Here is a 24,350-nt window from a genome sequence, read left to right as displayed (position 1 = left end):
TCGCGGGGCCGTCCCTCTCCAAGCGAAAGTGAGACCATCATGGCTCCCACGCCCACCCCTGAGCAGCACGACGTCATCGACGCCTACAAGACCGGCAAGAACCTCGTCATCGAAGCCGGGGCCGGAGCCGGGAAGACGTCCACACTGAAGATGGCGGCCGCGTCCACCCCCGGCCGCAAAGGGCTTTATATCGCCTATAACAAGAGCATCCAGATGGACGCCGAGAAGTCGTTCCCCAAGGACGTGACCTGCAAGACCGCCCATGGGCTGGCGTTCGGCTCAGTCGGACGACTGTACGCCCGCAGGCTGCGGATGCCTCGCATGCGGGGCATCGAGATCGCCAAGCTGCTCCGCATCAACGAGCCGCTGCACGCCACAAACGGCATCATCCCGCCGGCCGTGGTGGCGCGGATCGTGATGGGCACCGTCGCGAAGTTCTGCAACAGCGCCCACCTCAACATCCTCGACCAGCCGGTGCCGCGCATCCCCGGCTTCGACGACGTCGACACGCTGCTGCTCCTGGCCCGTGAGATCCCGCGGCTCGCTGCGAAGGCGTGGGATGACATCTGCCGGGTGGACGGCAAACTCCCCTTCAGTCACGACGCTTATTTGAAGATCTATTCCCTATCGGACCCGCAGCTGCCGTACGAGTACGTGCTGATGGACGAATCTCAGGACGCCAATCCACCTGTGACCGCCATCGTCGAAGGCCAGCGCAACGCGCAGAAAGTCCTGGTGGGAGACTCAAGCCAGGCGATCTACTGCCAGCCCGTCGGCACGATGGTTGAAGTGCCGATCGAGACAGCCGCCGCCGACCCCGGCCACCAGTGCGCGTTCGATGGCTGCCCACGCAGGCGTGACCACATCGCGAGCGGGCTGTGCGACCTGCATGAGCGCCAGTCCCGCGACGGCCTCAAGCTCACTCCGACCCCGCGCAGGCCCAAGGCCGTTAGCACCTGCCAGGTGCCGATCGAGACCCTCGCCGAAGGCGACATGGTCGTCACCTACGACAATGGCCACGTCTTCCTACGAGGACGCGAGATCACCGGCGTGACTCGGTTCCCGTATGAGGGGGCCCTCGTCAGGGTCACAACCGGGACGGGGCTAACTTCCGCCTACACACTCAAGCACCACTGCATCGCCCGGATGGGCGACGACCTTCGGGGCAAGCACGTGGTGTACCTTATGCGCCGGGGCGACCAGTTCCGCATCGGCCGTGTTCCCGCGTACTACGGCTCTCAGGGCAACACGTTCGGGCTGGTGCAGCGCGCCAAGTCCGAAGGAGCCGACGCGGCGTGGATCCTCTCGGTCCATGAAACCCTCGCGGAGACGTCTCTCGCCGAGGCGCTCGCTCAGGCACAGTTCAACATCCCCGGAATCAGGTTCGAGCCCAGTGGCGACGGCGATGTTCTCGACGTTCGCGCGTTTTGGGACAAGCTCGGACCCAACCAGGACAAGGCTGCGGCGTGTCTCGAACACTACGGCCGCCTCCTGGAGTTCCCCCTTTGGACTGACAAGATGCGACTCGGTATTCGCCGCCCGTTCGTCACCGCAGCGGCCAACCTGATCGACGGCTTCCTCGTGCTCCCCGTCAACGGGGCCATGAAGTACAAGAACAAGCGCGAATACGTGGCACCGCATCACCGGTGGGAGCTAATCACTGTGACCCGCGAGTGGTATGCGGGCGACATCGTGTCTCTTGAAGTTGCCGACCACCACACATACTTCTCAGACGGCATCCTTACCCACAACTCCTGGCGCGGGGCCGTGGATGCGATGGCCAACTTCGACGGCGTCCGCCTCACCCTGAGTCAGTCGTTCAGGTTCGGTCCGGCTGTCGCGGAGGAAGCGAACAAGTGGTTGGAGTATCTGGACGCGCCGTTGCGGCTGCGCGGGTTCGAGCAGATCAATTCGCGGCTCGCGTCGCTGGCCGAGCCGGACGCGGTGCTGTGTCGCACCAACGCCTCCACGATCGCGCAGGCGATGGAGGCGATGCAGGCCGGCCGCCGGGTCGCGCTGGTCGGCGACGGTAAGGGGATCCGCGCGCTGGCCGAGGCGGCGATCCAGCTGAAGGCCGGGGCCGGGTGCTCCCACCCCGAGTTGTACGCCTTCAAGACGTGGCAGGAGGTTCAGGACTACTGCGAGAACGAGGAAGCCGGGTCTGACCTGGCGCCGTTCGTGAAGCTCGTCGACAGCGTCGGCGCCGACGTGGTGCTCGACATCGTGGGGCGGTTGGTGAGTGAGGACCGCGCCGACCTGGTCCTGTCGACCGCGCACAAGGCGAAGGGCCGTGAGTGGCACCGGGTGAAGGTCGCGGGCGACTTCCCCGAGCCGAAGCCCACCGAGGACGACAAGCCTGGCCGGATCCCTCGGGCGGACGCGATGCTGGCCTACGTGACTGTGACCCGCGCCCAGTACGTCCTGGACAACGCGGGTCTCGACTGGATCGACAAGTACCGGTAGTAGATAGCGGTTCCGCAAGCAACGGAATGGGGCGTGCCACGGGTGGCGCGCCCCGCCGTAGTTCACCTCATACGACGGTGGGAGGGCAGCATCGCGCATGTGTTCGACGCCGTCGTGTGAACCTGGAGAGCGCGGCAGACGTCCCACAAGGTACTCGGGGACCGACAGGACAAACATCCCCCGGGGGGACCGCATGGCGCGCAAGAGTTCAGTCAATCTGGTTGGCCCGCTCATCGTCGTCCTCCTGATCGTGGGCGGCTGCCAGAAGCTGATTGAGTCAGTATTTGGTGGTGGCGACGAGAAGCCGGTCAGCGACGCTCAAACGGTGGCAGCAAGCCCCATCCCGTTACCTAGCCTCCTGAAGAAGACGCTCGTGGAGGCCGAATACCAGGTGGAGGCGCTCGGGTTCGAGTCGACGACAAACGGCATCGGCGACTACAGCTACTGCAGCGACAGATCTGATTGCTTCGTCTATCGCACGATGCCAAAGGCAGGGACGGTCGTTCAGCCAGGCGGCGAGGTCATGCTGTGGTTCGTGACCCGCGCCGAGTGGGCGTTCTACAAGAAGCACCGGACGATGCCGAATGTGGTGGGCTGGTCGGAGGAGCGGGCCGACGCTCTGTTCGAACCGGTCCGGGATGTCGTGGACTCGTCGCGCCGAAAGTCGACCTCGGTGCCCGTGGGGCAGGAACGAGTGATCAGGCAGTCGCCGAAGCCTGGGGCGCGGTTGCGGCTCGGTCAAAAGATCAAGCTGGTGATCGGGTACAACTATGGGTCGACTTCCTCCAGCGGTGGAAGCGGGGACGTTGACGTCAATATTGATCGCCACAGGCGCGAAAGCCGATTTTGCAGCAGACGCTGGTGGTGCTGACTCTGTCTCGGATCGAGGAGCGGGCCGGCAATCCTGGGATACGCCGTCATTGCGGTTTCTTGCAGGCTCGGCGCGCGCCGGCCCGGAGGTGTCGCATGTGCGGCGGGCCGGCCACGGGCATGTTCCAGGGTGAGCCGGTGTGCTCGAACACCGGCCACTGACCCGGTGAAACGCCGATGGGTGCGGCTCGTCCTCAGGGAGCCTTCAAACCCGCCGCCGGCCTCGCTACACTCCGGCGATATGGCCGATCTGCGCTTCGACGCCGTCGAGCGAGCACAGCTCAGCGACCTGCTCGACGAGCTCGGTCCCGAGGCACCGACCCTCCTCACGCCGTGGACGACCCGCGATCTCGCCGCGCACCTCGTCCTCCGCGAGCGCGACTACCTCGCCGGCCCCGGGCTTGTCCTGCCCGGTGCGTGGGGCCGCTTCGCTGAACGGCGAAGAAGAGCGCTCGCGCTGAGGGACTTTGCAGGGCTCATTGCGACGATCCGATCGGGACCGCCGCCAGGCTTCTTCCGCATCGGATGGGTGCGCCGGGTCCCGACCCTCAACGAGTTCTTCGTCCACCACGAGGACGTACGCAGAGCCAACGGTCGTGCTCCTCGGACGAACGAGCATGCAATGGACGAAGCCCTTTGGCGCAACGTCAGCCGCGCGCCCTGGTTCCTCGCGCGGCGACTGCGCGGCGCAGGTCTCGAGCTTCAGTGGGCGGGGACCGCTAAGACCGTTCGAGCACGGCGAGGGGAACCTACTGCCCGCATCGCCGGACCTCCAGGCGAGTTGCTGCTCTACCTCTTCGGTCGGCAGGGCGTGGCACATGTCGAGGTGAGCGGGCCTGCTGCGGCGGTCGAAGCCGTGCGACGCGCGCGGTTCGGCATGTGACAGGAGCCCTTGCTCTCATCCAGGACGGATACGCCCTCACAGCCTGACCGATTCGCTCACTCCAGGAGAGCCGCACCCCAACGCCGATGGCCGGGTCCGCCACAGACCCGGCCATCTCCAACGCCACAAAAGCCCCGGACCTCCACGTCGCCACAACGGGAGAACCAGCAGCCCACAGCGTAACGCACCAATCTGCCGATACCGGCCTTACCGGTGGGTGTGATCGGTAGTCCGGAAACTACCCATGCGCGCGTCTGTGCTGCGCCGTGAGCGCTTGTGGCGGTGCGTCTGGTGTCTCTGGACGCATCGCACGCGTCAAGCGCTCAGAGAGCGTTTAGGACGGTAACCGAACTGTGACATACTGTTGTATACACTGGTCACCTGTACGTATACAGCGGTTCCGCACACGTGTTACTGTCGAAGTCCAAGCACCACAAAAACCGCACCTGACCAGCCCAAACACCGGGAGAGCCACATGACCGCCGCCACCACCATCCCCGCGCCCTACAACGTCGCACGGGACGCCTGGGAGTCCAGCGCCACCCTCACCGACACCCTGCACGCCATCGCCTACAGCTCCGCAGCCTCGCTCATGCACGCCGAGCACGGCGGTGACTGGGACGAGGCCCACGCCACGGAGACCGAAACCGTCATGAGTGAAGCCGCCTACCGCATCGAGGCCGTGTGGGGCCACGCCTACGACACAAGCGACGGGTTCACCTACGAGGAGCTGGCCCCCGCCCACCAGGCCCAGCTCCTCGAAGACCTCATCAGCTACCTCGGCGAGTACGACGGCGAGTTCCCCACCCACGCCATCAAGTTCCCCACCCGCTAGCCGATAGCGGAACCGCTAACAATCATCCGGCCGGCCCCGCGACCACCCATGGTCGCGGGGCCGCCCCATGTCAGGAGGACCGTGGACCGCGACATCCTCGTTGCCACCGGCAACCACGAAGCCGACAACTACCTGCAGATCGCCCGCACCATCCTGCCGATGCAGCGGGCACTTGACCTCGCCGTCGCTGCGATCGAAGCGGGTCAGCCCGACCAGTCGGTGCCCTACGACGGCACGTACGAGGCCGCCATCGTCGTGAAGGAACAGGCCGAGAGCGACATCGAAGCCGCGTGGGACAAGGCCCACCCGCACTTCCGCACCGCGCAGGCCGTCGCCCCGCAAGCCGCTGAACAGGCGGACAGCGAGATCGAAGCCATGTTCAACGACTACTTCGCCCGCTCGACCCAGCCCACCGGGAGACACCACCGATGATCAGCACCGTTACCGGGCTGCTGCTCACCACCGACCTCAACGAGGGGCAGCGGGTCCAGTTGCTCCTCGCCGACGACGGCGAGCGGCTCGACATGAACTACCTGTCCGGAGCCCTGACCCTCGGCGACGGCGACACCGAAGCCGAGATCACCGAAGTCGAGGCCTACCCCGGCCAACACCTGATGGTCGCCCAGCTCGCCCATCCCGGCATGCGGCGGCGCAACACCATCGCGTCGCAGCTGCTCGACACCTACATGCCCCCGGCCGCCAGCCGGTGGTGGCTCGACCTGCGCGGCGGCGTCGCGCTCGTCGGCCTGTGCTTCTGCGGAAACCCGGCCGACCTGGCCGACCACGTGTACGACGACGCGCGGCGCGTCTCCGACGCCCTGCCACGAGGAAGGAACACCCGATGAAACAGCGCAACCCCAACACCGACCGCAACCTCATCACCACCAAGGCCCACCTGGCCGGATGGCGCATCAACGCTGCCCGCCCCGACGCCGACGGGGTGACCGAGCTGACGTTCACCCGCGACGACTGGCAGATCGTCGTCGCCTGCCAGCAGTTCACCGCGTTCGCGGCCGCCATCACCTACCCCGGCCAGACCCAGCCCGCGGGGGTGATGTCGCTTGGGCTGCTCGCCCGGTACCTGCGGGGCAACCGGGAACAGATGTCGGCGGTCCGCCGTGGCGAGCGCGTCCTCTGCGGGGAACGGGTCGGCATCGTGCAGGACATCATCCCCGACGACGAGGTGAAGGTGCGGCTCGTCCTGCACTACGACGACAACACCATGGGCGAGCCGTACACCACCCACGTGCAGCCCGCACCGGCCGTGACCCGGTACGACCGGGTGCAGCTGGCGGACGGCACCCTGGCCGTGGTGCTCCGGGCCGACGACCAGGCCGCCCTGGTGGTCCGCGCCGACCGCAGCGAACAGTCCACCACCGTGGCCGCTGACACGCTCACCCGGCTGTTCGGCCCCGGTGACCGGGTGGTCGTCGACGGCCGGACGGTCGGCCGGGTGCTCGGTTACACCCGCAACCAGTGCTACCGGGTGCGGGACATCCTGCACGACACCACCTGCGACCACCCGGCGTGGAAGCTCGCCCCGATCTCCGAGGAAGTCGCCGTATGACCACCCCTCTGCTCGCCCCGGTCGTGCGCGACACCCTCGACACCCCGGACGGCGCGTACATCGTCCTGAAGGTCCGGGAGAACGGCGGCCTGGTGAAGGCCCGCCACCTCGACAGCAGCAGCATCTGGCACCTGGAGCCGCGTGACGGCACCTGGACCCGTATCTGACATCCCCTCCGCTGGCCCCGCTCGGGGGCGGGGCCGGCCCTTCGATAGCGGAATCGCAATCAACAGAGAAGGAACGCCACACCATGGCTACCGCCACCAAGCCCCGTAAGAAGCGCCGCAACGTCACCGAAGCCCAGAAGGCCCGCAGCGCCGAGTCCAAGGCCGCAGCGAACGAGGCCCTGGCCGCGTACGCCGCGCTGTGCCTGTCCGAGCCCGCCGAGCTGGAGGCGTTCCGCGTCCAGGCGGCCAGCGTCGGATGGAAGGAAGACCCCGCCAGCGACGAGCCGGGTTACTCCGTGCTGAACATGGCGCTGCTCGCCGCCCAGCGGCGGCGGCTGGTCCACTGCGGAGGCTTCCAGTACTGGCTGGAGCAGGGCCGCGTCCCCGCCGAAGGCAGCACGTCGCTCGGCACGTTCCGCCGCATCGGACGCAAGCAGAGCGACGACGACAAGGCGAAGGAGAAGCAGCTCGCCGAGGAGGGCTGGCAGTCCGCCGAGAAGCGGAAGCCCCGCTACTACGTGAAGAAGGGCACGTTCGACGTGTCCCAGACGGTGCCGCGCGAGCGGTGCCCGCACTGCGGCACCGCCCCGGCCGGCCCGGACGACCGCACCACCCAGTGCCCGACCACCTGCGCCGTGTTCGCGACCCGGCCCGGCGTGAAGCCGCCCGTGGAGCTCGTGGTGGCGCTGATGACGTCGCTGCTCCCCGACGAGGACGAAGCGGACGGCGAGGAGTGATGGCCAAGCGGCGCGCACGCCGCGGCGGCGACATGCAGCTCGATCTGTTCGCCGACCTGCAGGACGAACCACCGCCGCCAAAGCCGCCCACCGGCCTGGCCGCAGCGGTCGCAACCCCCGCCACCACGGCGCCGGAGCCCGCCGGCGAGGCACCTCCGGCGCCGACCCCGCCGCCCGACGCGGGTCTGACCGCAGCGGTAGCAACGGCGAAAGCGAGGCCGCGCATCAGCCCCTCGTCTCCGGTCAAGCTCGCGGAACGCGTCCAGGACGCTTGGTACGGCCACTACGGCGGATCCGACATCGACATCCCGGTCGGGGTCGTCGCCGCGCTCACTCTCGTACGACAGGCGGACCCGGACGGCCCGTCCCTCGATGGGCAGTTCCTCGCCCTCGACGGTCCCCATCTGCTGGACGTGCTCCGCCAGATCTGGGCCGCCCAGTGGATACGCCAGCCGTACCTCGTCGAGATCGCGCGGCCGCTGCACGACTGGCTCGAACGCGACGACCCGCACGACCAGGTCGTCATCGGCGTCCGCGCGGTCGCGCAGGCCGCCATCAAGTCCGGTCTGCTCTCCATTACCGGCGACCCCGACCCGCAGTGGCGGTGCCAGGAAGACGTGCTCGGCGTTGTCCTGGTCACGCTGCGGTCCAAGGGCGGCCGCGACGCCCTGGGGGAGTTCCACACCCCCACCCCGGCCGCCGACATGATGGCGAAAATGCTGCTCACGCCCGACAGCATCCAGCCCGGCATGTCGTTCGATGAGCCGGCGGCGGGCACGGGCGGCATGCTCCGCGCCATCGCGCTCGCCCTGCGGGAGTACAACCACAACCCGCACGACTTCGTGTGGTCGATGGGGGAGCTGAACCCCACCGCCGCGGCGTGCGCAGCGGTCAACTCGATCGTGTGGGACCTTGGGCCGCAGGTGTTCATCCACGTCGGCGACACCCTCGCGGTCGGTGACACCTTCGGCCGGGCCGCTGAGCATCGCGCGTCGGTGCTCGAACACCACCACCAGGTGATGGGCCAGCTCGTCATGGCCGAAGCGATCCGCAAGTCGCGGCAGCTGCTAGACCTCGTCTCCAGCCCCGCCGCGTAAGAGCGCGAGCCCGCCGTTATCGGGCTCGCGCAACCACGGATCCTACAGCCCCGCCCTGTGTGGGCGGGGCTGCCGATCCCTGAACGCGAGGTGACCCATTGTCCGGCGGCCGGCTCGTCGCCGTCATGGGTGCCAAAGTGGATTTCACCAGTCCAAGGCGACCGGATGCTTCCATGCGCTGGTGGAGGAGCGCGGCGGCGACATCGAGCCGCCGCCCGAGGCCTCGTTCGCCCGGCAACGAACGCCTACACCGTCGTCGTGGTCATCCCCGCAGAGGCGTAGCACCGATCGCGGGCGCTCCCGCCTGTCGGGTGGGGGCATCCGCGCAGCCCATCTTTGGCTTGTTCCGTTATATATACGACCACATGTCCGACGCGGGAGAATGAAGACCGTTGTTACAAAGGGCCACGTCCGGACCCGCTGCGAAGGTGTGTGACTGCTCTACGCAACAGCCAGGGGGCTTCACGTAATCACCCCCCGGTGCCCATTGCGAGCACCGAAGCCGTATCTGTGTCCGCCGCCGGAATTTCTTGGCCGGGGGCAGTCGGTCGCGCTGCTGCTCGCTGGCAAAGATCATTCGCTCTCGGCCTTGTTTCACGCCGTCGCGCACAATACCGACCAGCTTACCAGTCGCCTCACGTATGATGGCTTTCTCGCCCTGGAGGTCGTTACCAAGAGCTACGACGCGGTGGGGGCTGATCGGCCAGACAATGTAGGGCGCGGCAATAAGACTCGGTGCTACGTTGCGCCTGAATGGGACCAGTACTGGGGCGTCGCAGGTCGTGAAACGGCCCTGAGTATCGTGCCATATCTCGATCTGCCGAGTCGTAAGCACGTCAGCGGCCTCCCACATGGCCGAAAACAACGACTTGGTGTGGAATCCCGCCACTGAATGCGGGTTTTCGGGATCGTTTATCGACGTGATGTCTGGTGAACCTTGCGCGACGAGCCACTCGTTGTGCTGTTGTCGAAGTCGGCGCTGTTGCAAGGTGCGCATGCGCTGGACAGCCATGGTGACTCCGAGTCCGATTAGGTCGTCGAACTCCAGCTCGTCTGGATCTTCAAGCTGGTTCAGTAAGGTCTGCACCCGACGAAGCTCGGTATCCACGACTCCGAAGAGAAGCTCCACTCGATTATGGGCAGCACCGTCTGATCCAACGACCCGGTAGAAATTCTCCTCGACGCACACGTCCGCGAGGCCAATTGGCCTCACCGCACCTGCGGTAGTGTCGAGGGTCCACACCCGCTTACCGTCGAATGACCACTCCCGAAGGTATGCCTTCGGGACGTAGTGGTGTCGTCGGCTGATGGGATCCTTGGCCGTCTGCAAGCGCACCAGTTCGTCCATGTAGTCACGTGCACGCCCCTGCAGGGACTGGCCTCCGGCGGTGACAGGCACCTGCCCCCATGGGTTCCGGACCCGCTTTATGAGTCTCACGTCGCCAAGATAGTCAGCGACGCCGACAAAAAGGCCACGATGCTGACATAGGGTCGCGCGTCGAGAACGCCTCGGTCGCCACCCCTGCGCTGGCCTCTAACAAACCCTTCCCCTCCGCCTGGGCGGCTGGCTTCGCAGGCCACGCCCAGCTCTCCCTGGCCTTCTAACCCTCGCAGTCGCGAAAGGCGAAACCCCTTATGAACGACCCTTCTTGGGTTCCCGCTGCCCAAAAACCCCCGGCGAAGACGATCCTCGACATCCTCGCGCTGCTGAAGCCGGTGAACCACACGCCGCACATCGTCGAGAACGTCGTCGAAGTCCGCCCCTGGCCGGGATACCCCGCCGCCGGCGACGAGTCGGCCAGCGTGGAGTCCGGATGCTGAACCGGCTCTTCCCCGATGACATCGACGTCGCCGAGATGTTCGCAGGCGGCGGCGGATCCGGCACCGGAATCGCTGCGGTCCCTGGCACCAGGCTGACGTTCGCCGCCAACCATGCGAAGCCCGCGAAATGGACGTACGTCGAGAACCACCCCGGCGTGGATTTCTGGCTCGGCGACGTCCAGGCGGCCGACGCCATCGAGAAGTTTCCGTACTCCACCTTCTTCTGGGCGAGCCCGGCCTGTCCCGCGTTCAGCACCGCATCCGGCGAGACCCGGTACTTCGACAAGGAAAACCAACTGGCCCTGTGGGCCGACGACATCGACGATCTGACCGAACACGAGAAGACCCGCATACGGTCCAGGGCGCTGATGGAGGAGGTCGTCACCTACCTGAGGCACTGCCAGGAGAAGTACGGCAAGCCGGTGCTCGGGTTCGGTGTCGAGAACGTCGTGCAGGCCCGGCTGTGGGCGCACTGGGACCGGTGGGTCCAGGAACTGCGGAAGCTCGGCTACATCATCCAGGTGCACGCCGTGAACGCCGCGCACGTGCAGGGCCGCACGACCTTGCCGACCCCGCAGTCCCGTGACCGGCTGCTCGTCTCGGGCATCCACGAGTCGGTGGGCCGCCGCCCGAACTACCGGAAGTGGTTCGACCCGTACGCGTACTGCCCCCGCCACGAGGGATGGGTGCAGGCCGTCAAGGCGTGGAAGAAGCCCGGCGTCGACATGGGCGTCTACGGCAAGCACGGACAGTACCTGTACATCTGCCCGGAGTTCGCGTGCAACGGGCAGGTCATTGAGCCCCCTGTGCTTCCAGCCGGGTACGCCATCGACTGGACCGACCTCGGGACCCCGATCGGCAGCAGGAAGAAGACCAAGAAGAAACCTGAAGGGCTCGCGCCGAAGACGATCGCGCGGATCCGCGCCGGAGTCGAAGAACACTGGATCAAGCCGTTCCTCTGTCCCGCCGGCGGCACGTGGAACGACGGGCCCAGGCCGGTCGACGAGCCGATCCCCGCGCTCACCACCCGCGAGGCCAACGCGCTGGTAGTGCCGTGCGAAGGCCGAGACGGCAAGGTCGCACGGCCGGTCAGCCTGCTGAAGCGGACCAGCACCACCCGAAACGAGGACGGCATCGCGTTCGCCCCCGACACCCAGCCGGGCGTGTTCCCATCGTTCCTGTCTCTGATGCGGTCGGGGCGCCCGAGGAACACCGACCCGTCCACGGACCCGCTGGCGACGCTCGTCGCAGACGGGTCCAACCACGGGCTGGCCAGCCGCCCGGACATGCAGGACGGCATGTTGCCGCTGGTGTTCCCGTTCCGGGGCGGCGGTGACGAGTTCAAGTCGCGGCCCGCGTTCGAGGACCCTGCGCACGCGGTCACGGCCGGCGGCAATCACCACGGGCTTGGGATCCACCCCGATTGGATGCCGCCGCTGCCGCTGCTCATGCGCAACAACGGCAGCAAGGGAGACGGGCGCGAGCACGTCACTTCGATCAGCGAGCACATGCGCACGGTCACCACAACCGGGCATCAGTCGCTCGTCACCGCTCCAGACCTGCCCATGCCCGAGCCACTGCTGATGGCCTACTACGGCAACGGCAGAGCGCAGAGCGTGAACCAGCCGGTGGGGACGCTGCCGACCCGCGACCGGTGGGCGCTACTCACGCCGGACGGCCAGATCGATGTGTCGTCGATCTTGTTCCGGATGCTGAAGATCGCCGAGCTTCGGCGTGCGCAGTCGTTCCCCGACGACTACCAGTTCGTCGCCGACACCGCCCGCGACAAGGTCAAGCTCATCGGCAACGCTGTCCCGCCGCCCATGGCCGAGATTCTCGCGTGCGCGGTCATCGAAGCGATCGTCGGCGTCGAACTGGACCGGTTCGCGTACGGCCTCGCCACCTGATAGCGGAACCGCTATGTTCCGGGCCCCGCCGCGTCGGCGGGGCCCCTCATCCCCAACCACGAGGAGCCGTCATGACCCAGCACTCAGCATGGCTGCCGACCTTCCACCGCGTCGACCTGGACTTCGTTGAGCTCGAGGGCGACAACATCGTCCACGGCACCCGGCACCAACTCCTCGAGCTGTGCCGCGAACACCACATCCACCGCCGCGCCATAACCCCGTTCGAGACCCGACTCGGCCGTGGCCACGTCATCCAAGGCACCGGCAGCCGCCGCACCAACACGGTGTGCCTGCTGAACGAGGACCTGGAGTGGGGGCACTACCGGATCCGGCCGCCGTTCCTCGGCTACGAGCCGTTCATGCAGTTCTGGGAGCTGGAGAAGTTCCTGTCGCAGCTGGCCGACGACTACCCCGAGGGAAGCCCGACGCGGGCGCTCACCGACGCGCTGACCGAGGTGGGGCGGCTGTGGATGGCCGCCAAACGGGCCGGCCGGTCCCACATCGACACCCGCGACATTGACCAGGCGCTCGCGGTGCGTCTCAACCCGCACGTGCACGCGTGGCTGTACCCGCTCACCGCGCACGACCACCACGAGCAGCAGGCCGAGTTCGACGAGGAGACCGGCCGGTACACCGGTTCCCGCCACCTCCGGTAGCTCTCGATGTGGCCGCAGGAGTCTTGCCCACTAGCTTTCTCCGGATTTCCGATCGGGGGTGGGGTTGGACTTGGAGCCGGTGAAGAAGAGGGAGCTGGCCATCGAGAAGATGGCGATGGTGATGCCGAACACCGCGATGCCGAGGGGCGCGGCGGTGATCATGGTGGCGCCCAGCGGCATGTTGGTCAGGTAGCCGATGAACATTATCGCGGCCGCGCTGAAGGCTGCTGCCAGGAACGCGGTCGTGGTTGCGATTGCGAAGAACCCAATCTTGATGAGCACTTTCACCCCTGTGATCGAATGACTGCTTCTGCTTTTAATGACCAGAGCCAGTCCGTGATTCTCGGGGCTGTATGGGTGCGAGTTTCTCGTCTTTCTGCAGTTTTATATCTCTATCATAGCGAAAAGGGCTCTCTGCCCGTCACTTGGAGAACGACGGGCAGAGAGCCCTTGAGGCAGAGCTCCTCCGCTTACCGGGTCCGGAGGAGTAGTTCCTAGGGCGTCTTAGGAACTTCTGTCAGCATGCCTCCAGCATCACATCGAGAGCAAGGCTAGGGATCCTGCTCTCCGCCACCAGGGTGGTTGACGGGTGTCCGTGTTACTCCTGATCGTTATCACTCCTTTCTCCCTGTTCTGGGTGAGTGATGTTGGCCGTCGGTCAGTACCCGATCGCTGAGGGTTGGGCTAGCCCTCGGTGGTGACAGCGTGTTGTGGTGCGATGGTCTTCACGAGATGTCCGAGTCGGTGTCCCCGGCCGGGGCCGGCCGCTGGGTGCGGCCGGCCTCGGAGGTGTTCTGCTTGATCTGGTTGTTGCCGGAGTCGGAAAGCCCCAGGAACGCGAGCGTCCTGGCAAGCGCGCCTTCTTCGTCCAGCAGTTTTATCTCGTTTGCGAAGGACTCGGCATCCTTGCGAAGACGGGTTTCGACCTCCAATTCCACTTTAGTCCTCCTGGTCTTTAAACCGCGCTCGGAGCGTTTCGAGTGCCCTGTCGTGCAGCCGGTAGGCCCTATCCCGGGAAAGGCCGAGCTGTCGCCCGGCCTCCAGAATGGTTTCCCCCTCGTAGTAACGCAGGATCAGCATTGCGTGCTCATCCTCCGGCAAATCAACGAGCAGGTCGCGAAGCGTGACGTCAGCGTCCTTGAACTCCGGGTCGCACTCCGGTTCGAGCGAGGTTTCGAATTCGTTGCGCCGAGAATGGGCCTTCCAGTGGGTCCTGCAGGCGTTCTTGACGATGGTGACGACATAGCCCGGCGAGGTGATGATCGAGTCGCGCTGCGGCTTCTTGGGCCAGGCGCGCATGATCTTCAAGCACGCTTCCTGGGCGATGTCTTCTGCGAGCCGGGGGTCCCTGGTGAATAGGAGCGCCAGCCGCAACAGGCGAGCGTGGTTGTCTTCGATCCAGGACTTGGAGTCCGGCGTGCCGTCGGCCTCGAGCGCACTCACTCCAGGCTCCCGGCGGGGTCGGGGTCGCCCTGGGGCGACGCGGTGGAGAGGCCATCGTGTCGAGTCGGACGGACCTGACTCTGGAGGGCCTGGGGGCGGTGTCCTGACATTCCCTCTCGCGAGGTGCCCATGCAGGACGGCGGCTCGCCAGAGCGCTGCTCGTCTGAGAACACTCGGCGCTCCTCTCGGGTGTCATGTGCCCTCGCCCCTGTTGACGAGGGCGACGGCCAACACGGGACCGGCAGGCCCCGTTATCGATTGAGACTGTCCGCACGGCCCGATCGTCGCGTCGCCGTCACAAGATCTTTTAGATGGGGCGTTGAGCTGCGGTGTCGAGGCGAGTGATCAGCTCGCGGTTGGCGGTGCGGGCGGCGTCCAGTTCTTCGGTGAGTTCTGTGACCTGGCCGGTGAGGTCGACGATCGACCTGGTGGCCGCCGAGCACCCGAGCCTCAGCATCGTCGAGGCGCACCGCCGCGCTGTCACGCTGGTCGACGCAATATGGTGTGTCGGACGCGTCGGACGTGTCCTTTCCGGTCCTATGCGCCATTACGGTCGATACATGAACAAGGCAGAACTGATCGAAGAGTTCGGCAAGCGCACCGGAGCCGCGTCCAAGGCCGCCGCCAAGCGTCACGTCCAGGCGTTCATCGACATCATCGTCGGCGAGGTCGTCGGCGGCGGTGAGGTCCGCATCGGGGGCCTTGGTGTGTTCGAGCAGGTGTACCGCAAGGGGCGGAAGGCCCGTAACCCTTCCACAGGCGAGCCCATCGAGACCCAGGGGAGGAAGGCGCCCCGGTTCCGCGCGTCCAACGACTTCAAGAACCAGGTCGCACAGCAGTAGCAACGCCACGCATCGGTGGCCTACCCCCGCGGTGGGCCACCTTTGCTTTGCCCCTCAACGGAGGAACCCAGAATGAAACGATCCGAGATGGACGCCCGGCTGGAGGCCCTGTACGCCGAGGTGCAGCAGCCCGAATGCAAGGGGCTGTGCAAGGACTCGTGCGGCCCGATCGGCATGAACCCGCGCGAGCACCAGCGCATCGCCGAGCGGGGCGTGAAGATCCCTCACCACGCGGATGCCCTGGAGCAGCTGGTCGAGACGGGGGACTACACCTGCCCTGCGTTGAAGGACGGCCAGTGCGGCGTGCACGACATCCGGCCGATGCTGTGCAGGTTGTGGGGCGCGATCGAGTCGCTGCCCTGCACGTACGGTTGCCGCCCCGTCGGCGGGCTGATGCCCGACGTTGAGGCGTCCACCTTGCTGGCCAAGTCGCTGGACGTGGGCAACCCGGCCGCGTTCACCGAGGAGCAGCTGGGCCGGATGAAGCAGCGGTTCGATGACCCGACGTTCCGGCGCACCTTCAAGTCGTACGTGAAGAACAACCAGCCCGGAGGGCCCCGCCGAAACGGAAAGCAAGGCAAGGACGCGGCACCGCGCCCGATGAAGCCCGAGCAGGTCATCGCCGAGCTGCAGAAGAAGGCGGCCGCCGTCACTGAGCACCTGGGCCGGCGGGGGTGAAAGCCGCGGGCGCGAGCCGTACTGAGGACGGCTCGCGCCGCCGCGCGACCGGCCTCGGCTACTTGCCCATGTCCAGCCGATCCAGGTACGCCAGCAGGGCGTCGTTGATGACGTCCTTGCCGCCGAGCTGTTCTTGCTTGCACGCGGCGACAAGCCGGGCCCGGGTGTTGGGCATCAGCCGGATGACGGCCGGCGGCACGGTGACGCGCTCGCTCGGGGTGCCGGGTAAGTCGGCGTTCGGGTTACGGGGAACTTTGAGGTCGCTGTCCTCGGGCATCTGCTCCGGGATGGGCGGGTTGAGGTCGTTGCAGTAGGCGTCGATGGCCAGCTCAAAGAGGTCCTGCAGGCCGAACCCGGTCGACTCGAGGGCGTCGTTGAGCCGGTCGTTGATGTCCTCATACAGGTGCGCGATGGTGGGCTTGCGGGTTGTCCAGACCGGTTTCCGTGTCCGCGTCGGAGCTTTGCGGGGCCGCGAGGTAGGTACGGGTGCGCGGCCTTCGTCGATCGCACGGTGAACGTCGGCGACCGCTTGGTCCACGTATTTGTCGTTGATCGGGTTGCCGGTGCTGTCGAAGATCTCTTCGGAGGCAGCCGGGCGCGTGGATTGCGCTTTCGCTTTCGGCTTCGATGTCTTGTCGTCGGGCTCGATTAAGGAAGGCTGTGCGGGTGGCGTGGTGCGGGGTTTTCCTGCTGGTCGGGGCATGGTGGTGGGCTCCTGTGGCGCGGCGTGTGGCGTGGCTCCAACGCTACGGCGTTTTCGCGTTCTTGTCGCTTTGTCGGCAAGGATACGCGACCGGTTCATGACCTGTATTTGGAGGTCTCCTAAACGTACGCAGACGTTCCTAGCATGGCATGGGCTGACCGTCGGTCAAGTACCGATCTTGATCGTCTTCTGGTCCGCCACGTCGATAGCGAGGCGTACGCTCGCTCGTACGTGTCTGCACAAACACGACGAAGCCCCGGCGCCGATGGTGCCGGGGCTTCGTGTTTCCAGCGGGCGGTAGACCCTCTGACTAATCCGTATCCGGAAGGTATGTGAAGGTACCCAACATGTATTACTCTGTGGGCATGACCAGACGCGGACCCCGCGGCCCCGTGCCCGTGTACCAGCAGATCGCCGAGAGCATCAGGGCCGACATCCAGAGCGGCAAGCTGAAGCCCGGCCAGCTGCTGCCGCCCGAAGGTGAGATGTGCAAGGAGCATGGCGCGGCTCGAGCCACTGTCCGCAACGGCCTCCAGGTGCTCCGCAACGAAGGGCTCATCTACACCATCCACGCCGAAGGGTCCTACGTCGGCCCGGAAGACGCCCCGAAGATCCGGGACCCGTGGCCGTACGAGCAGGTCGCCACGGGCCTGATCGAGCAGATCCTGAACGGCAAGTACGAGCCCGACCAGGTGCTGCCGTCAGAGACGGAGCTGATGCAGGATCTCGGGTTCAGCAAGAAGACGGTTCGCGGGGCGATGGAGTTGCTGCGCGAACAGGGGTGGGCGTACACGGTCCCCGCGATCGGCACTTTCGTCACCAGCCGCGACCAGTGGCCGGCGCGGGACGACAGCGAGTAGGCCGGAACGACTGCGGAGCCGCCAGGAGCTACATGCCCTGGCGGCTCTGTTGTGCGTTGGGTCAGCGGTCGGCGTGGCCGTCCTTGTGACCCTTTTCGTAAACGGCGGCCAGCGTCGGGGATGGTGGCTGGTTTCGGAGCACCGCCAGTGCCGCGCCGACAGCGATGAGGCAGGCCGCCGCGATTGCGACGACATCCACCGGGTCTGGCACACCGGACATGATCACGTGGACTAGCAGCATGACGAATGTCGCTGTGCTGACCACGAAGGCCAGGACTAGCGCGGCCGCCATCGCTGGTCGCATGGTTTCGCCCCTTCTCGTTTAGACCGTTCCCACCTGCAACTTCCCACCATGGCAGTGTAAGAACGCTACGTTGCGGCTGAAACAGTGATGAAGCTAGATCGTTACCGTTCCACGATCTCGGGCAGGTCGCGCGCCCTGAAACCGAACAAATTTCCTGTCAGATAAGTGCCATGTCAACAAGATGCAGCTCGAAACCGTAGACAAATCCGGCGAAAAGCTACTTTTATGGTCAACCGCAACGCGGGTGCTGACACGTCCGACTGACAGACATGCGGATTGTCAGAGGCGCGTGCGCCATCCGTTCGTATCGTTCCAACAGGAGTGACCATGAAGCGCAACATCCTTGGGCTGCGAAAGTCCATCGCCATCATCACGGCTGCGGGCGTGCTGATTCTCGGGGCCGCCGGCCTCGCAGCGGCCGACGTCACCTCCGAGGCCGGCGCGGGCGTGTCCACGTCGACACCGGCCCCGGACGTTCCCACCACCCCGACGTCTTCCTCGACCACGGCCCCGGCGCTGGTCGACCCTCTCGCCACCATCACCCCGGCGCCGAGCCCGAGCGACACCGCGGCCCAGTACAGCCACGCAGGGGGCATGTAGTTCACGGCCACACGTAACGCCTCAGCATCCCCCGGAGAGCCCATGACCCGCCTCGAAAACCGTCCCTGGCTATTCAGCATGATCGGCATTGCCGTCATCAGTTGGGCGACGACAGCCGGTGAAGGGCTGCTCTTGTTCCTGATCGACGACGGCGACGGTATCAACGTCTATGGGGCAGTGTTCCTGCTGCTGTGGACGCTCGCGGTCCCAACCCCTGTCACGCTGCATCTCGCGGCATGGGGCCTGCGGGTTCTCGCCCGCCGGCGCCTGTACAGGCTGGGTCGGCGGCACGCACAGATACTCGCGACCTGCGTTCCGGGGGATCAGCAGCATCTTGCGATGCTGAGGTGATCGCCACGGGGGACGCGGGAGGAAATTTGAACGCGAATCGGATCTCTGCCCTGAGTGATGAACAGGAGCGTCTGTACCGATACCTACTACTCAATTCGGGCCCGATTGGGCGTGAGCAGCTGGTGAAGCGGTTCGGGGATGACGTCGAGGCAAGCCTGGACGAGCTCCGGATGCTGGGGCTGGTTCTCGGTGATCCCCCTGTGGCGCGCCGCCCCTCGGTGGCCCTGCACGGGGTGCTCATGCGGCAGGAAGCGGAGCTGCGGGAAACGCAGATGCACGTGGGGGAGCTGGACCGGCTGTACGACGCCAGCCATCACCCCCCCGAAGGGGACGCCGTCAACGTGCTGGCGACCCTGAGCAGCATCCAGCACTGGTACGAGATGGTCCACACTTCCGCCGAGCAGGAGTTGATGCAGCTCATCACCCATCCGTTCCTGCCGCTGAGCGACCCCAAGGGCCCGGCCATGTCGGCCGACACCAACGACGACCATCCGGCCAAGTGCCGGATTATCTACGAGTGGAAGGTGTTCGAGAGCAACGCGGCAGTCGCCGGGCTCCAGCACTCGGTTGAGCGGGGCTGCGAGATACGCGTGGCCGACCGGCTGCCCCATAAGCTGCTCATCGGTGACCGGGCGTTAGCGATGACACCGAGGTACCCGCGGGGTCACCCCGACAACAGGCAGATGCTGCTCGTGCATCCGGGGACCCTGCTGGACTTTCTCCTCGCGGCGTTCGAGGCCGAGTGGGAACGTGCTGTGCCTCTTCAGATGGACCCTGGCCGCTTCAGTGACGGCGGCGATTTGGATGCCGACGAGATGCTGATCCTGGAGATGTTGGCGCGCGGCGCTCACGTCGAGCGAATCGCCACGGCGTCGAAGGTCCACAAGCGGACGGTGAACCGCCGACTGGACGAGCTGAAGAAGCGCGCCCAAGTCGAGACGTTGTTCCAGCTCGGCGCTTATGCCGCGCGTCACTGGCTGAGCTGATGGGTCACCTCGGCCGCAGGATTCGCAGCTGCGCGCCGTAGGACTTGAGCGTGACGTCGATCTGGGCCAGGAGGACTTTCTCAATCTGGGCGCGTTCCTCATCGGACAGCCCTTGCAGTTCGCGAATCTCGGTGAGCATGCCGTGCAAGGTCTGCTGCACCGCCTCGGGTGTGAGGTCAGGACCAAGGCTGGCCAGGGCAGGCTCAGCCTTGGTCCGTTCGCGTATCCACTCGCGGAAGAGTTCGGCTGCGCTGGCGCGGCCGGCCTGCTGGATGTCGTCGGGGCTGATGACGGTGGCGTTGGCGAGGTCGTTGATGGCGGCCGCCATGAACACGATGTCGCGGTCGCTGATGTCTTCGTCTTTCCTGTCGCCGCTTTCGATGCGCCGCCATCGCGGTTCGGAGAAGACCTCTCCTGATAGGGCTTCAGCTCGTTTTGCCGCTGAGCGGACGGAGATACGTAGGCGCAGTGGTCCGCCTGGCCGCTCTCGGCGATCGGTGATGAGTTGGGCGATGGGCGGCGGTACGGGTTTGGTGGCCATGGCGCGTCAGTTCCTCTCGCGGCGTTGATCGCGTCAATCGGGTGCGTGGCGCAAACGGTATCAACAAGCGCGTCCGGTTGTGTATCAGTAACCATGTTGCGTCATTACGCTCCGTAATGTCCTTGGAGTATGTGACGCGTCTGACGCGTCGGATGTTGTTAAGTGCGTCCTGAATTGGTAATGTCGGTTATGTCGGTACGCGCATGAACGACCACAGCGACCCAGTCGCCCGGTACGCGCCCGGCACCAACAAACCCTCACACCCTGGACGGGAGCACCATGTCCAACGGCATAGTTCGCTGGGAAGACCCCCCGCCGCTCACCCAGTACAACGACAACGACCTCGACGACATCGCCACCCTGCTACGCGACAACCCCGGCAAATGGGCCGTCGTCAAGGAACGCCCCGCCGACGCCGAAGGCCGTAGGGAGATCGCCCGCGTGTTCGCCGTCGTGAAGTACGGCCGCCGCAACTTCGTCGCCGACGACAAGGGCAAGTTCACGGCCACCATGCGCACCGTCAAGACCGGCGACGACCAGAAGACCATCCGGCTCCACGCCCGTTACGACCGTCGATAGCTAAACCGCTATCGACGCCATGACCACCGCCACGGTCCCGAGCAGCGACACCAAGCTGCTCCACCTCATCGCCACACACGCATACCGGCAGCAGCTCTGCCCGGACGGGCCAGGGCTTCGCCGCCTCCTGGTCGACGCGCTCGACGGAGACCACGACGAAGCCGACCGGCTCATCGCCCACGCCGGCCGTCTGGCCATGGCCGCTGAAAACGGAGAGGACATCCGGTGACCCCACCGACGATCACAGCACCGACCGACCCCGAGCTGGACGAATACCTCGTCTTCATCAAGACCGAGGACGACAACCGGCACCCGTACACACCGTTCCCGCCACGCCCCAAGCCGCCGGCCTGGCGCGGCGGACCCACGCTCGCCAAGGGCGAGGAGCTGGCCTACCGCGACGAGACGGCCGACTACGACGGAGCCAGCTGGTGACGGCCCTGGTCACGAGCGACGACCGCGACGACCAGTACGACCCGCAGCACGCGGTCCACACCGACAACGGCCGGTACTACAGCGACCCGGCCACCGGGGACCTGCTGATCTCGGTGACGAACACGCTGGAACAGCACGCCATCGACGCGCTCGCGCCCGCCGCGGCGAAGCTCACCGCTGAGTGGCTGATGGACAACCTTCCGGACGCGATCCGCGCGGCCGCCGACCCCGACGACCTCGAAAAGTTCGTCAAGGTGGCCAAGGCCCAGTACCGGCAGGCGTGGGAGAACAAGGCCGAACTCGGTTCCCGCGTCCACCACCAGGCCGAAGCGATCAACCTCGGTGCGCTCGCCGTCCCCGACGACGAGGCCGAGCCGTTCGTGGAGTCCTATCGGAAATGGATCGTCGAATTCGGCGTAGACATCAAGCGTGACATCGTCGCCGCCGAATGCACGGTGCTGAACCGGACGATCGGCTACGGCGGCACCAGCGACATCTGGGCCAACCTGCGGTTCCCCGCCCCCACCTCGCCGCTGATCCCGAAGTTCAAGCCCCGCTCGGTCGCCCCGGACCCGCTGCCGACACCGGACGGGCTGTGGCTCATCGACATCAAGACCAGCCTGACGAAACCGGCGAGCGCCATCTACGACGACCACGTGATGCAGCTGGCGGCGCTCCGCAACGCAGAGGTCGCACTGGTCTGCCCCCCCGAGTGCCGGTACGGCGACGCCGAAGGCCACGACGACAGCCACGAGTTCCCCGTCCCGCAGTTCGTGGGCACGGCGATCCTCAACCTCCGTACCAACGACTACGGGTTCGTCCCGATCCCCGCCGACGCCGCCGCTTTCGACGCGTTCTGCGGGCTGCTCCCGCTCGCCCGCTACATCCACCAGCTGGAGCTGCGCGGCTGCAAGCCCATCCAGCCCCCCACCACTACAAGGAAGGACGCCGCCTAATGCCCATCGACCCCTCAGTGCTCCAGCGCCGCCACTGGCAGGACGGCCGTATCCGCATCGGCATCAAGACCAGCAACAGCAAAGGCGCGACGTACCCGAAGAAGCTGTCGACGTTCCGCTTCACCTCCCCGTCGCGGGCGATGATCGAGGGCGCGGCCGAGCTGTACGGCGGCGAGGTCAAGCCGTGGACGTCGCCGGACGGCCCCGAGTTCGAGGTCATCACCAACGCCAAGCGCGTCCGGGTCGTCCTGCCGCCGAACCCGTACACGCAGAACATGGAGCTGTGGGACGGCCCGAGCTGCGTGCGCCGCTGCGACGGCCTGCGGACGATGCTCCCGAAGGTCGGGACGTGCCTGTGCGGCCCCGACACCGAGCCGCGCGAGCGCCCCTGCAAGCCGCACACCCGGCTGGCGATTCACCTGCACGCGGTGCCGAGCCTCGGCACCTGGCGGTTGGACAGCAAGGGATGGAATGCCGCTGAGGAGCTGCCGACCGCTGCTGAGTTCCTGGCCATGGCCGGGCGGTACGTGGACGGCATCCTCTACCTGGTCACCCGCAAGCGCATGTACAAGGGCAAGCCCGTCGAGTACGTGGTGCCTCGGCTCACCGTCGAGGGCACCAGCATCGCCGAGCACCTGGCGTTGGAGGGCGACGAGCGTCCCGCCATCACCGGTCGCAGCACCGTTGCGATCACCGCGGGGGACAAGGCGCAGACGCCCGACTACCTCGCGCAGGCCCGCGGGGCGCGCAGCCCCGAGCAGGTCAAGGCGATCTGGCGGGCCGCGCGCGACGCCGGGCACCTCACCGACGAGCTGCGCGCCGAGCTCAACGCCATCGGCGCAGCGAAGGCGGCCTCGCAGCGCGACGACGAACCCGACTTCGACTCCCTGCCGCCACCGCCCCCGCCGGCGGCGCAGCCTCCCGTGAGTGACCCCGAGGGCGACCGGCTGCGCCAGCAGATCATGGCCGCTTGGACAGGCACGATCACCGACCTGCACGCCGCGTTCAACGAGGCGACCGGTACGACCATGAAGAACGCCACGCCCGACCAGCTCAACGCGTTCATCGACAAGACGATCCAGCCGTCGCCCCCGCCCCCGGCGCCGCCCGCACCAGCGGCCGGGCCGGACGAGGACGACATCGTAGACGCCGACGTGGTGGAGGACGACCCCGCGTCCGAGCCCACGGTGCCGCCCGCCACCGAAAAGCAGCTCCGCGACCTGGCCCCGTGGTTCAGCGAAGCCGGGGTGACGATCAACACCGGCAAGGGCTCCACGAAGGCCAACGACGACGCCAGGTTCGCGTGGATCGCCCAGCACATCGGCGTGGAGGTGGAGTCCACCAAGCAGCTCAGCACCGCCCAGGCCGCCGACGCGCTCAAGCTGCTGACCGTGCAGGCCGCCGCCCGCCGCGACGACCTGCGGTTCCGCATCGTCACCGTGTGGGCCGACATGGGCGGCACCAACGACACCCTGACCGACGCGTTCGAGACGGCGATGAAGGTGAAGATCGGCGAGGCGAGCAACACCAACTTCGCCGCGTTCCTGCAGAAGCTTTCCAACAGCGAGGTCACCCCGGACGGTGCCAAGTGACCCCGGAGCAGCACGAAGCGGTTCACGCCGACATCGTCACGCGAGCCAGGCGGGACCGCGAGCAGCGGGCCAAGACGTTCTCGGCGCTCGCGTCCCACGCGGCCATGTGCGGGCGCAGTGAGTGCCTGACCTGCAAGTCCTTCCAGTTGCTCGCCGAGTACGTGCCGTTCGAGCCGACCCTGGCCGACGAGCAGCAGTACGTGAGCGCGCAGCTGGTGAAGGCCGAGGCGCGGCTGCACCGCATCGCCGAGGTGCACCGCAACATGGCGGACCTCGCCCACCACGGCCTCAAGACCACCGCGCCGTTGACCGCCAGCCGAAAGCTGGCCGAGGCCTGGCACAGCATCGCCGCCGCGCTGGCCCTCGCCTGGTACGGCGACGACCCGCTCCCCGACGACCCGTTCGCGCCGCTCACCACCGACGACCTGATCTGACCCTCACCGCCTGGCGCTCGCCGACGCGAGCGCCAGGCACCTC

At 66.5% G+C, this 24,350-nt stretch carries 33 protein-coding genes; 25 read left to right on the top strand and 8 right to left on the bottom strand.

All coding sequences use genetic code 11. The features are described from left to right. Positions 1–39: 39 nt before the first annotated feature. The 10 genes from ACOZ38_RS25650 (at position 40) to ACOZ38_RS25605 (ending at position 8,619) form a co-directional block, all read left to right on the top strand. The gene (locus tag ACOZ38_RS25650; protein WP_424533725.1) at positions 40–2,463 is read left to right on the top strand and encodes an AAA family ATPase; all 2,424 of its coding nucleotides are present in this window, start codon (positions 40–42) and stop codon (positions 2,461–2,463) included. 193 nt (positions 2,464–2,656) lie between these two features. Then, the gene (locus tag ACOZ38_RS25645; RefSeq protein ID WP_424533724.1) at positions 2,657–3,334 is read left to right on the top strand and encodes a PASTA domain-containing protein; all 678 of its coding nucleotides are present in this window, start codon (positions 2,657–2,659) and stop codon (positions 3,332–3,334) included. A gap of 240 nt (positions 3,335–3,574) precedes the next feature. After that, positions 3,575–4,216 (top strand): TIGR03085 family metal-binding protein, encoded by a 642-nt coding sequence (locus tag ACOZ38_RS25640; protein WP_424533723.1) that lies wholly within the window; start codon positions 3,575–3,577, stop codon positions 4,214–4,216. 475 nt (positions 4,217–4,691) lie between these two features. Next, a complete protein-coding gene (locus ACOZ38_RS25635) occupies positions 4,692–5,051 on the top strand; it encodes a hypothetical protein (protein WP_424533722.1) in 360 nt (119 codons plus the stop codon). A gap of 81 nt (positions 5,052–5,132) precedes the next feature. Continuing rightward, positions 5,133–5,483, top strand: coding sequence for a hypothetical protein (locus ACOZ38_RS25630; RefSeq protein ID WP_424533721.1), 351 nt, complete (start codon positions 5,133–5,135; stop codon positions 5,481–5,483). After that, on the top strand, positions 5,480–5,896 hold the full coding sequence (locus ACOZ38_RS25625; protein WP_424533720.1) for a hypothetical protein: 417 nt from the start codon (positions 5,480–5,482) through the stop codon (positions 5,894–5,896). The genes ACOZ38_RS25630 and ACOZ38_RS25625 overlap by 4 nt, the downstream gene beginning before the upstream one ends. Continuing rightward, complete coding sequence (locus ACOZ38_RS25620) at positions 5,893–6,618, top strand: hypothetical protein (protein WP_424533719.1); 726 nt, start codon at positions 5,893–5,895, stop codon at positions 6,616–6,618. Before ACOZ38_RS25625 ends, ACOZ38_RS25620 begins: the two co-directional genes overlap by 4 nt. Further along, on the top strand, positions 6,615–6,785 hold the full coding sequence (locus ACOZ38_RS25615; RefSeq protein ID WP_424533718.1) for a hypothetical protein: 171 nt from the start codon (positions 6,615–6,617) through the stop codon (positions 6,783–6,785). Before ACOZ38_RS25620 ends, ACOZ38_RS25615 begins: the two co-directional genes overlap by 4 nt. An 83-nt stretch (positions 6,786–6,868) precedes the next feature. Beyond that, complete coding sequence (locus ACOZ38_RS25610; protein WP_424533717.1) at positions 6,869–7,522, top strand: hypothetical protein; 654 nt, start codon at positions 6,869–6,871, stop codon at positions 7,520–7,522. Then, positions 7,522–8,619, top strand: coding sequence for an N-6 DNA methylase (locus ACOZ38_RS25605; RefSeq protein ID WP_424533716.1), 1,098 nt, complete (start codon positions 7,522–7,524; stop codon positions 8,617–8,619). The genes ACOZ38_RS25610 and ACOZ38_RS25605 overlap by 1 nt, the downstream gene beginning before the upstream one ends. A gap of 349 nt (positions 8,620–8,968) precedes the next feature. Here the strand turns inward: ACOZ38_RS25605 and ACOZ38_RS25600 are convergent, their stop codons facing one another. Beyond that, positions 8,969–9,967, bottom strand: a complete 999-nt coding sequence (locus ACOZ38_RS25600) for a DUF4238 domain-containing protein (RefSeq protein WP_424533715.1) — start codon at positions 9,965–9,967, stop codon at positions 8,969–8,971. Between the two features lie 287 nt (positions 9,968–10,254). Between ACOZ38_RS25600 and ACOZ38_RS25595 the strand changes: the two genes are divergently transcribed. From ACOZ38_RS25595 to ACOZ38_RS25585, 3 genes are all read left to right on the top strand, one after another. After that, positions 10,255–10,440, top strand: a complete 186-nt coding sequence (locus tag ACOZ38_RS25595; protein ID WP_424533714.1) for a hypothetical protein — start codon at positions 10,255–10,257, stop codon at positions 10,438–10,440. Beyond that, a complete protein-coding gene (locus ACOZ38_RS25590; protein ID WP_424533713.1) occupies positions 10,434–12,347 on the top strand; it encodes a DNA cytosine methyltransferase in 1,914 nt (637 codons plus the stop codon). Before ACOZ38_RS25595 ends, ACOZ38_RS25590 begins: the two co-directional genes overlap by 7 nt. 71 nt (positions 12,348–12,418) lie before the next feature. Continuing rightward, positions 12,419–13,003 carry a hypothetical protein gene (locus ACOZ38_RS25585; protein WP_424533712.1) on the top strand — a complete coding sequence of 195 codons (585 nt, stop codon included), beginning with the start codon at positions 12,419–12,421 and terminating at the stop codon, positions 13,001–13,003. 30 nt (positions 13,004–13,033) lie between these two features. On the opposite strand, the gene ACOZ38_RS25580 is transcribed toward ACOZ38_RS25585, so the two are convergent. The 4 genes from ACOZ38_RS25580 to ACOZ38_RS25565 form a co-directional block, all read right to left on the bottom strand. Next, entirely contained in the window at positions 13,034–13,291 is a 258-nt protein-coding gene (locus tag ACOZ38_RS25580; RefSeq protein ID WP_424533711.1) for a hypothetical protein, read from the bottom strand. Between the two features lie 437 nt (positions 13,292–13,728). Further along, positions 13,729–13,941: a hypothetical protein gene (locus ACOZ38_RS25575; protein WP_424533710.1), complete on the bottom strand. Its 213-nt coding sequence runs from the start codon at positions 13,939–13,941 to the stop codon at positions 13,729–13,731. A 1-nt stretch (position 13,942) separates the two neighbouring features. Further along, a complete protein-coding gene (locus ACOZ38_RS25570; RefSeq protein WP_424533709.1) occupies positions 13,943–14,446 on the bottom strand; it encodes an RNA polymerase sigma factor in 504 nt (167 codons plus the stop codon). Between the two features lie 307 nt (positions 14,447–14,753). After that, positions 14,754–14,930: a hypothetical protein gene (locus ACOZ38_RS25565; protein ID WP_424533708.1), complete on the bottom strand. Its 177-nt coding sequence runs from the start codon at positions 14,928–14,930 to the stop codon at positions 14,754–14,756. Between the two features lie 76 nt (positions 14,931–15,006). Here ACOZ38_RS25565 and ACOZ38_RS25560 point away from each other — a divergent pair, with 76 nt between their 5' ends. Continuing rightward, the gene (locus ACOZ38_RS25560; RefSeq protein ID WP_424533707.1) at positions 15,007–15,288 is read left to right on the top strand and encodes an HU family DNA-binding protein; all 282 of its coding nucleotides are present in this window, start codon (positions 15,007–15,009) and stop codon (positions 15,286–15,288) included. A 72-nt stretch (positions 15,289–15,360) separates the two neighbouring features. Beyond that, entirely contained in the window at positions 15,361–15,966 is a 606-nt protein-coding gene (locus ACOZ38_RS25555) for a YkgJ family cysteine cluster protein (RefSeq protein WP_424533706.1), read from the top strand. A 58-nt stretch (positions 15,967–16,024) separates the two neighbouring features. On the opposite strand, the gene ACOZ38_RS25550 is transcribed toward ACOZ38_RS25555, so the two are convergent. Further along, on the bottom strand, positions 16,025–16,669 hold the full coding sequence (locus tag ACOZ38_RS25550) for a hypothetical protein (protein WP_424533705.1): 645 nt from the start codon (positions 16,667–16,669) through the stop codon (positions 16,025–16,027). Between the two features lie 365 nt (positions 16,670–17,034). Between ACOZ38_RS25550 and ACOZ38_RS25545 the strand changes: the two genes are divergently transcribed. Then, positions 17,035–17,529, top strand: coding sequence for a GntR family transcriptional regulator (locus ACOZ38_RS25545; RefSeq protein ID WP_424533704.1), 495 nt, complete (start codon positions 17,035–17,037; stop codon positions 17,527–17,529). A gap of 61 nt (positions 17,530–17,590) precedes the next feature. Here ACOZ38_RS25545 and ACOZ38_RS25540 read toward each other — a convergent pair whose 3' ends face one another. Beyond that, positions 17,591–17,833, bottom strand: coding sequence for a hypothetical protein (locus tag ACOZ38_RS25540; protein ID WP_424533703.1), 243 nt, complete (start codon positions 17,831–17,833; stop codon positions 17,591–17,593). Positions 17,834–18,160: 327 nt separating this feature from the next. Here ACOZ38_RS25540 and ACOZ38_RS25535 point away from each other — a divergent pair, with 327 nt between their 5' ends. The 3 genes from ACOZ38_RS25535 to ACOZ38_RS25525 are packed head-to-tail and all read left to right on the top strand — an operon-like array spanning position 18,161 to position 19,770. Continuing rightward, positions 18,161–18,433: a hypothetical protein gene (locus ACOZ38_RS25535; protein ID WP_424533702.1), complete on the top strand. Its 273-nt coding sequence runs from the start codon at positions 18,161–18,163 to the stop codon at positions 18,431–18,433. Between the two features lie 42 nt (positions 18,434–18,475). After that, positions 18,476–18,784, top strand: coding sequence for a hypothetical protein (locus tag ACOZ38_RS25530; protein ID WP_424533701.1), 309 nt, complete (start codon positions 18,476–18,478; stop codon positions 18,782–18,784). A gap of 26 nt (positions 18,785–18,810) precedes the next feature. Further along, positions 18,811–19,770 carry a helix-turn-helix transcriptional regulator gene (locus ACOZ38_RS25525; protein WP_424533700.1) on the top strand — a complete coding sequence of 320 codons (960 nt, stop codon included), beginning with the start codon at positions 18,811–18,813 and terminating at the stop codon, positions 19,768–19,770. A gap of 4 nt (positions 19,771–19,774) precedes the next feature. Here ACOZ38_RS25525 and ACOZ38_RS25520 read toward each other — a convergent pair whose 3' ends face one another. Next, entirely contained in the window at positions 19,775–20,311 is a 537-nt protein-coding gene (locus ACOZ38_RS25520; RefSeq protein ID WP_424533699.1) for a hypothetical protein, read from the bottom strand. A 279-nt stretch (positions 20,312–20,590) separates the two neighbouring features. Here ACOZ38_RS25520 and ACOZ38_RS25515 point away from each other — a divergent pair, with 279 nt between their 5' ends. The 6 genes from ACOZ38_RS25515 to ACOZ38_RS25490 are packed head-to-tail and all read left to right on the top strand — an operon-like array spanning position 20,591 to position 24,307. Next, entirely contained in the window at positions 20,591–20,890 is a 300-nt protein-coding gene (locus ACOZ38_RS25515; RefSeq protein WP_424533698.1) for a hypothetical protein, read from the top strand. 19 nt (positions 20,891–20,909) lie between these two features. After that, entirely contained in the window at positions 20,910–21,119 is a 210-nt protein-coding gene (locus ACOZ38_RS25510; protein ID WP_424533697.1) for a hypothetical protein, read from the top strand. Further along, positions 21,116–21,325, top strand: a complete 210-nt coding sequence (locus tag ACOZ38_RS25505) for a hypothetical protein (protein WP_424533696.1) — start codon at positions 21,116–21,118, stop codon at positions 21,323–21,325. The genes ACOZ38_RS25510 and ACOZ38_RS25505 overlap by 4 nt, the downstream gene beginning before the upstream one ends. Continuing rightward, on the top strand, positions 21,322–22,281 hold the full coding sequence (locus ACOZ38_RS25500) for a hypothetical protein (protein ID WP_424533695.1): 960 nt from the start codon (positions 21,322–21,324) through the stop codon (positions 22,279–22,281). Before ACOZ38_RS25505 ends, ACOZ38_RS25500 begins: the two co-directional genes overlap by 4 nt. Continuing rightward, entirely contained in the window at positions 22,281–23,873 is a 1,593-nt protein-coding gene (locus tag ACOZ38_RS25495; protein WP_424533694.1) for a hypothetical protein, read from the top strand. Before ACOZ38_RS25500 ends, ACOZ38_RS25495 begins: the two co-directional genes overlap by 1 nt. Continuing rightward, positions 23,870–24,307, top strand: a complete 438-nt coding sequence (locus ACOZ38_RS25490) for a hypothetical protein (protein ID WP_424533693.1) — start codon at positions 23,870–23,872, stop codon at positions 24,305–24,307. The genes ACOZ38_RS25495 and ACOZ38_RS25490 overlap by 4 nt, the downstream gene beginning before the upstream one ends. Positions 24,308–24,350 lie beyond the last annotated feature (43 nt).

The organism is Sphaerisporangium viridialbum, from assembly GCF_049674955.1.
Classification (GTDB): Bacteria; Actinomycetota; Actinomycetes; order Streptosporangiales; family Streptosporangiaceae; genus Sphaerisporangium; species Sphaerisporangium viridialbum.
The sequence above is the reverse complement of the archived record's forward strand: the minus strand, read 5'-3'. Positions and strand labels throughout refer to the sequence as shown.

What these genes read in the sequence shown, in the direction of transcription:
- ACOZ38_RS25650 (WP_424533725.1), top strand. Translation starts at nt 40, where the DNA reads ATGGCTCCCACGCCCACCCCTGAGCAGCACGACGTCATCGACGCCTAC.
- ACOZ38_RS25645 (WP_424533724.1), top strand. Translation starts at nt 2,657, where the DNA reads ATGGCGCGCAAGAGTTCAGTCAATCTGGTTGGCCCGCTCATCGTCGTC.
- ACOZ38_RS25640 (WP_424533723.1), top strand. Translation starts at nt 3,575, where the DNA reads ATGGCCGATCTGCGCTTCGACGCCGTCGAGCGAGCACAGCTCAGCGAC.
- ACOZ38_RS25635 (WP_424533722.1), top strand. Translation starts at nt 4,692, where the DNA reads ATGACCGCCGCCACCACCATCCCCGCGCCCTACAACGTCGCACGGGAC.
- ACOZ38_RS25625 (WP_424533720.1), top strand. Translation starts at nt 5,480, where the DNA reads ATGATCAGCACCGTTACCGGGCTGCTGCTCACCACCGACCTCAACGAG.
- ACOZ38_RS25620 (WP_424533719.1), top strand. Translation starts at nt 5,893, where the DNA reads ATGAAACAGCGCAACCCCAACACCGACCGCAACCTCATCACCACCAAG.
- ACOZ38_RS25615 (WP_424533718.1), top strand. Translation starts at nt 6,615, where the DNA reads ATGACCACCCCTCTGCTCGCCCCGGTCGTGCGCGACACCCTCGACACC.
- ACOZ38_RS25610 (WP_424533717.1), top strand. Translation starts at nt 6,869, where the DNA reads ATGGCTACCGCCACCAAGCCCCGTAAGAAGCGCCGCAACGTCACCGAA.
- ACOZ38_RS25605 (WP_424533716.1), top strand. Translation starts at nt 7,522, where the DNA reads ATGGCCAAGCGGCGCGCACGCCGCGGCGGCGACATGCAGCTCGATCTG.
- ACOZ38_RS25600 (WP_424533715.1), bottom strand. Translation starts at nt 9,967, where the DNA reads ATGGACGAACTGGTGCGCTTGCAGACGGCCAAGGATCCCATCAGCCGA.
- ACOZ38_RS25595 (WP_424533714.1), top strand. Translation starts at nt 10,255, where the DNA reads ATGAACGACCCTTCTTGGGTTCCCGCTGCCCAAAAACCCCCGGCGAAG.
- ACOZ38_RS25590 (WP_424533713.1), top strand. Translation starts at nt 10,434, where the DNA reads ATGCTGAACCGGCTCTTCCCCGATGACATCGACGTCGCCGAGATGTTC.
- ACOZ38_RS25585 (WP_424533712.1), top strand. Translation starts at nt 12,419, where the DNA reads ATGACCCAGCACTCAGCATGGCTGCCGACCTTCCACCGCGTCGACCTG.
- ACOZ38_RS25560 (WP_424533707.1), top strand. Translation starts at nt 15,007, where the DNA reads ATGAACAAGGCAGAACTGATCGAAGAGTTCGGCAAGCGCACCGGAGCC.
- ACOZ38_RS25555 (WP_424533706.1), top strand. Translation starts at nt 15,361, where the DNA reads ATGAAACGATCCGAGATGGACGCCCGGCTGGAGGCCCTGTACGCCGAG.
- ACOZ38_RS25550 (WP_424533705.1), bottom strand. Translation starts at nt 16,669, where the DNA reads ATGCCCCGACCAGCAGGAAAACCCCGCACCACGCCACCCGCACAGCCT.
- ACOZ38_RS25545 (WP_424533704.1), top strand. Translation starts at nt 17,035, where the DNA reads ATGACCAGACGCGGACCCCGCGGCCCCGTGCCCGTGTACCAGCAGATC.
- ACOZ38_RS25540 (WP_424533703.1), bottom strand. Translation starts at nt 17,833, where the DNA reads ATGCGACCAGCGATGGCGGCCGCGCTAGTCCTGGCCTTCGTGGTCAGC.
- ACOZ38_RS25535 (WP_424533702.1), top strand. Translation starts at nt 18,161, where the DNA reads ATGAAGCGCAACATCCTTGGGCTGCGAAAGTCCATCGCCATCATCACG.
- ACOZ38_RS25530 (WP_424533701.1), top strand. Translation starts at nt 18,476, where the DNA reads ATGACCCGCCTCGAAAACCGTCCCTGGCTATTCAGCATGATCGGCATT.
- ACOZ38_RS25520 (WP_424533699.1), bottom strand. Translation starts at nt 20,311, where the DNA reads ATGGCCACCAAACCCGTACCGCCGCCCATCGCCCAACTCATCACCGAT.
- ACOZ38_RS25515 (WP_424533698.1), top strand. Translation starts at nt 20,591, where the DNA reads ATGTCCAACGGCATAGTTCGCTGGGAAGACCCCCCGCCGCTCACCCAG.
- ACOZ38_RS25510 (WP_424533697.1), top strand. Translation starts at nt 20,910, where the DNA reads ATGACCACCGCCACGGTCCCGAGCAGCGACACCAAGCTGCTCCACCTC.
- ACOZ38_RS25495 (WP_424533694.1), top strand. Translation starts at nt 22,281, where the DNA reads ATGCCCATCGACCCCTCAGTGCTCCAGCGCCGCCACTGGCAGGACGGC.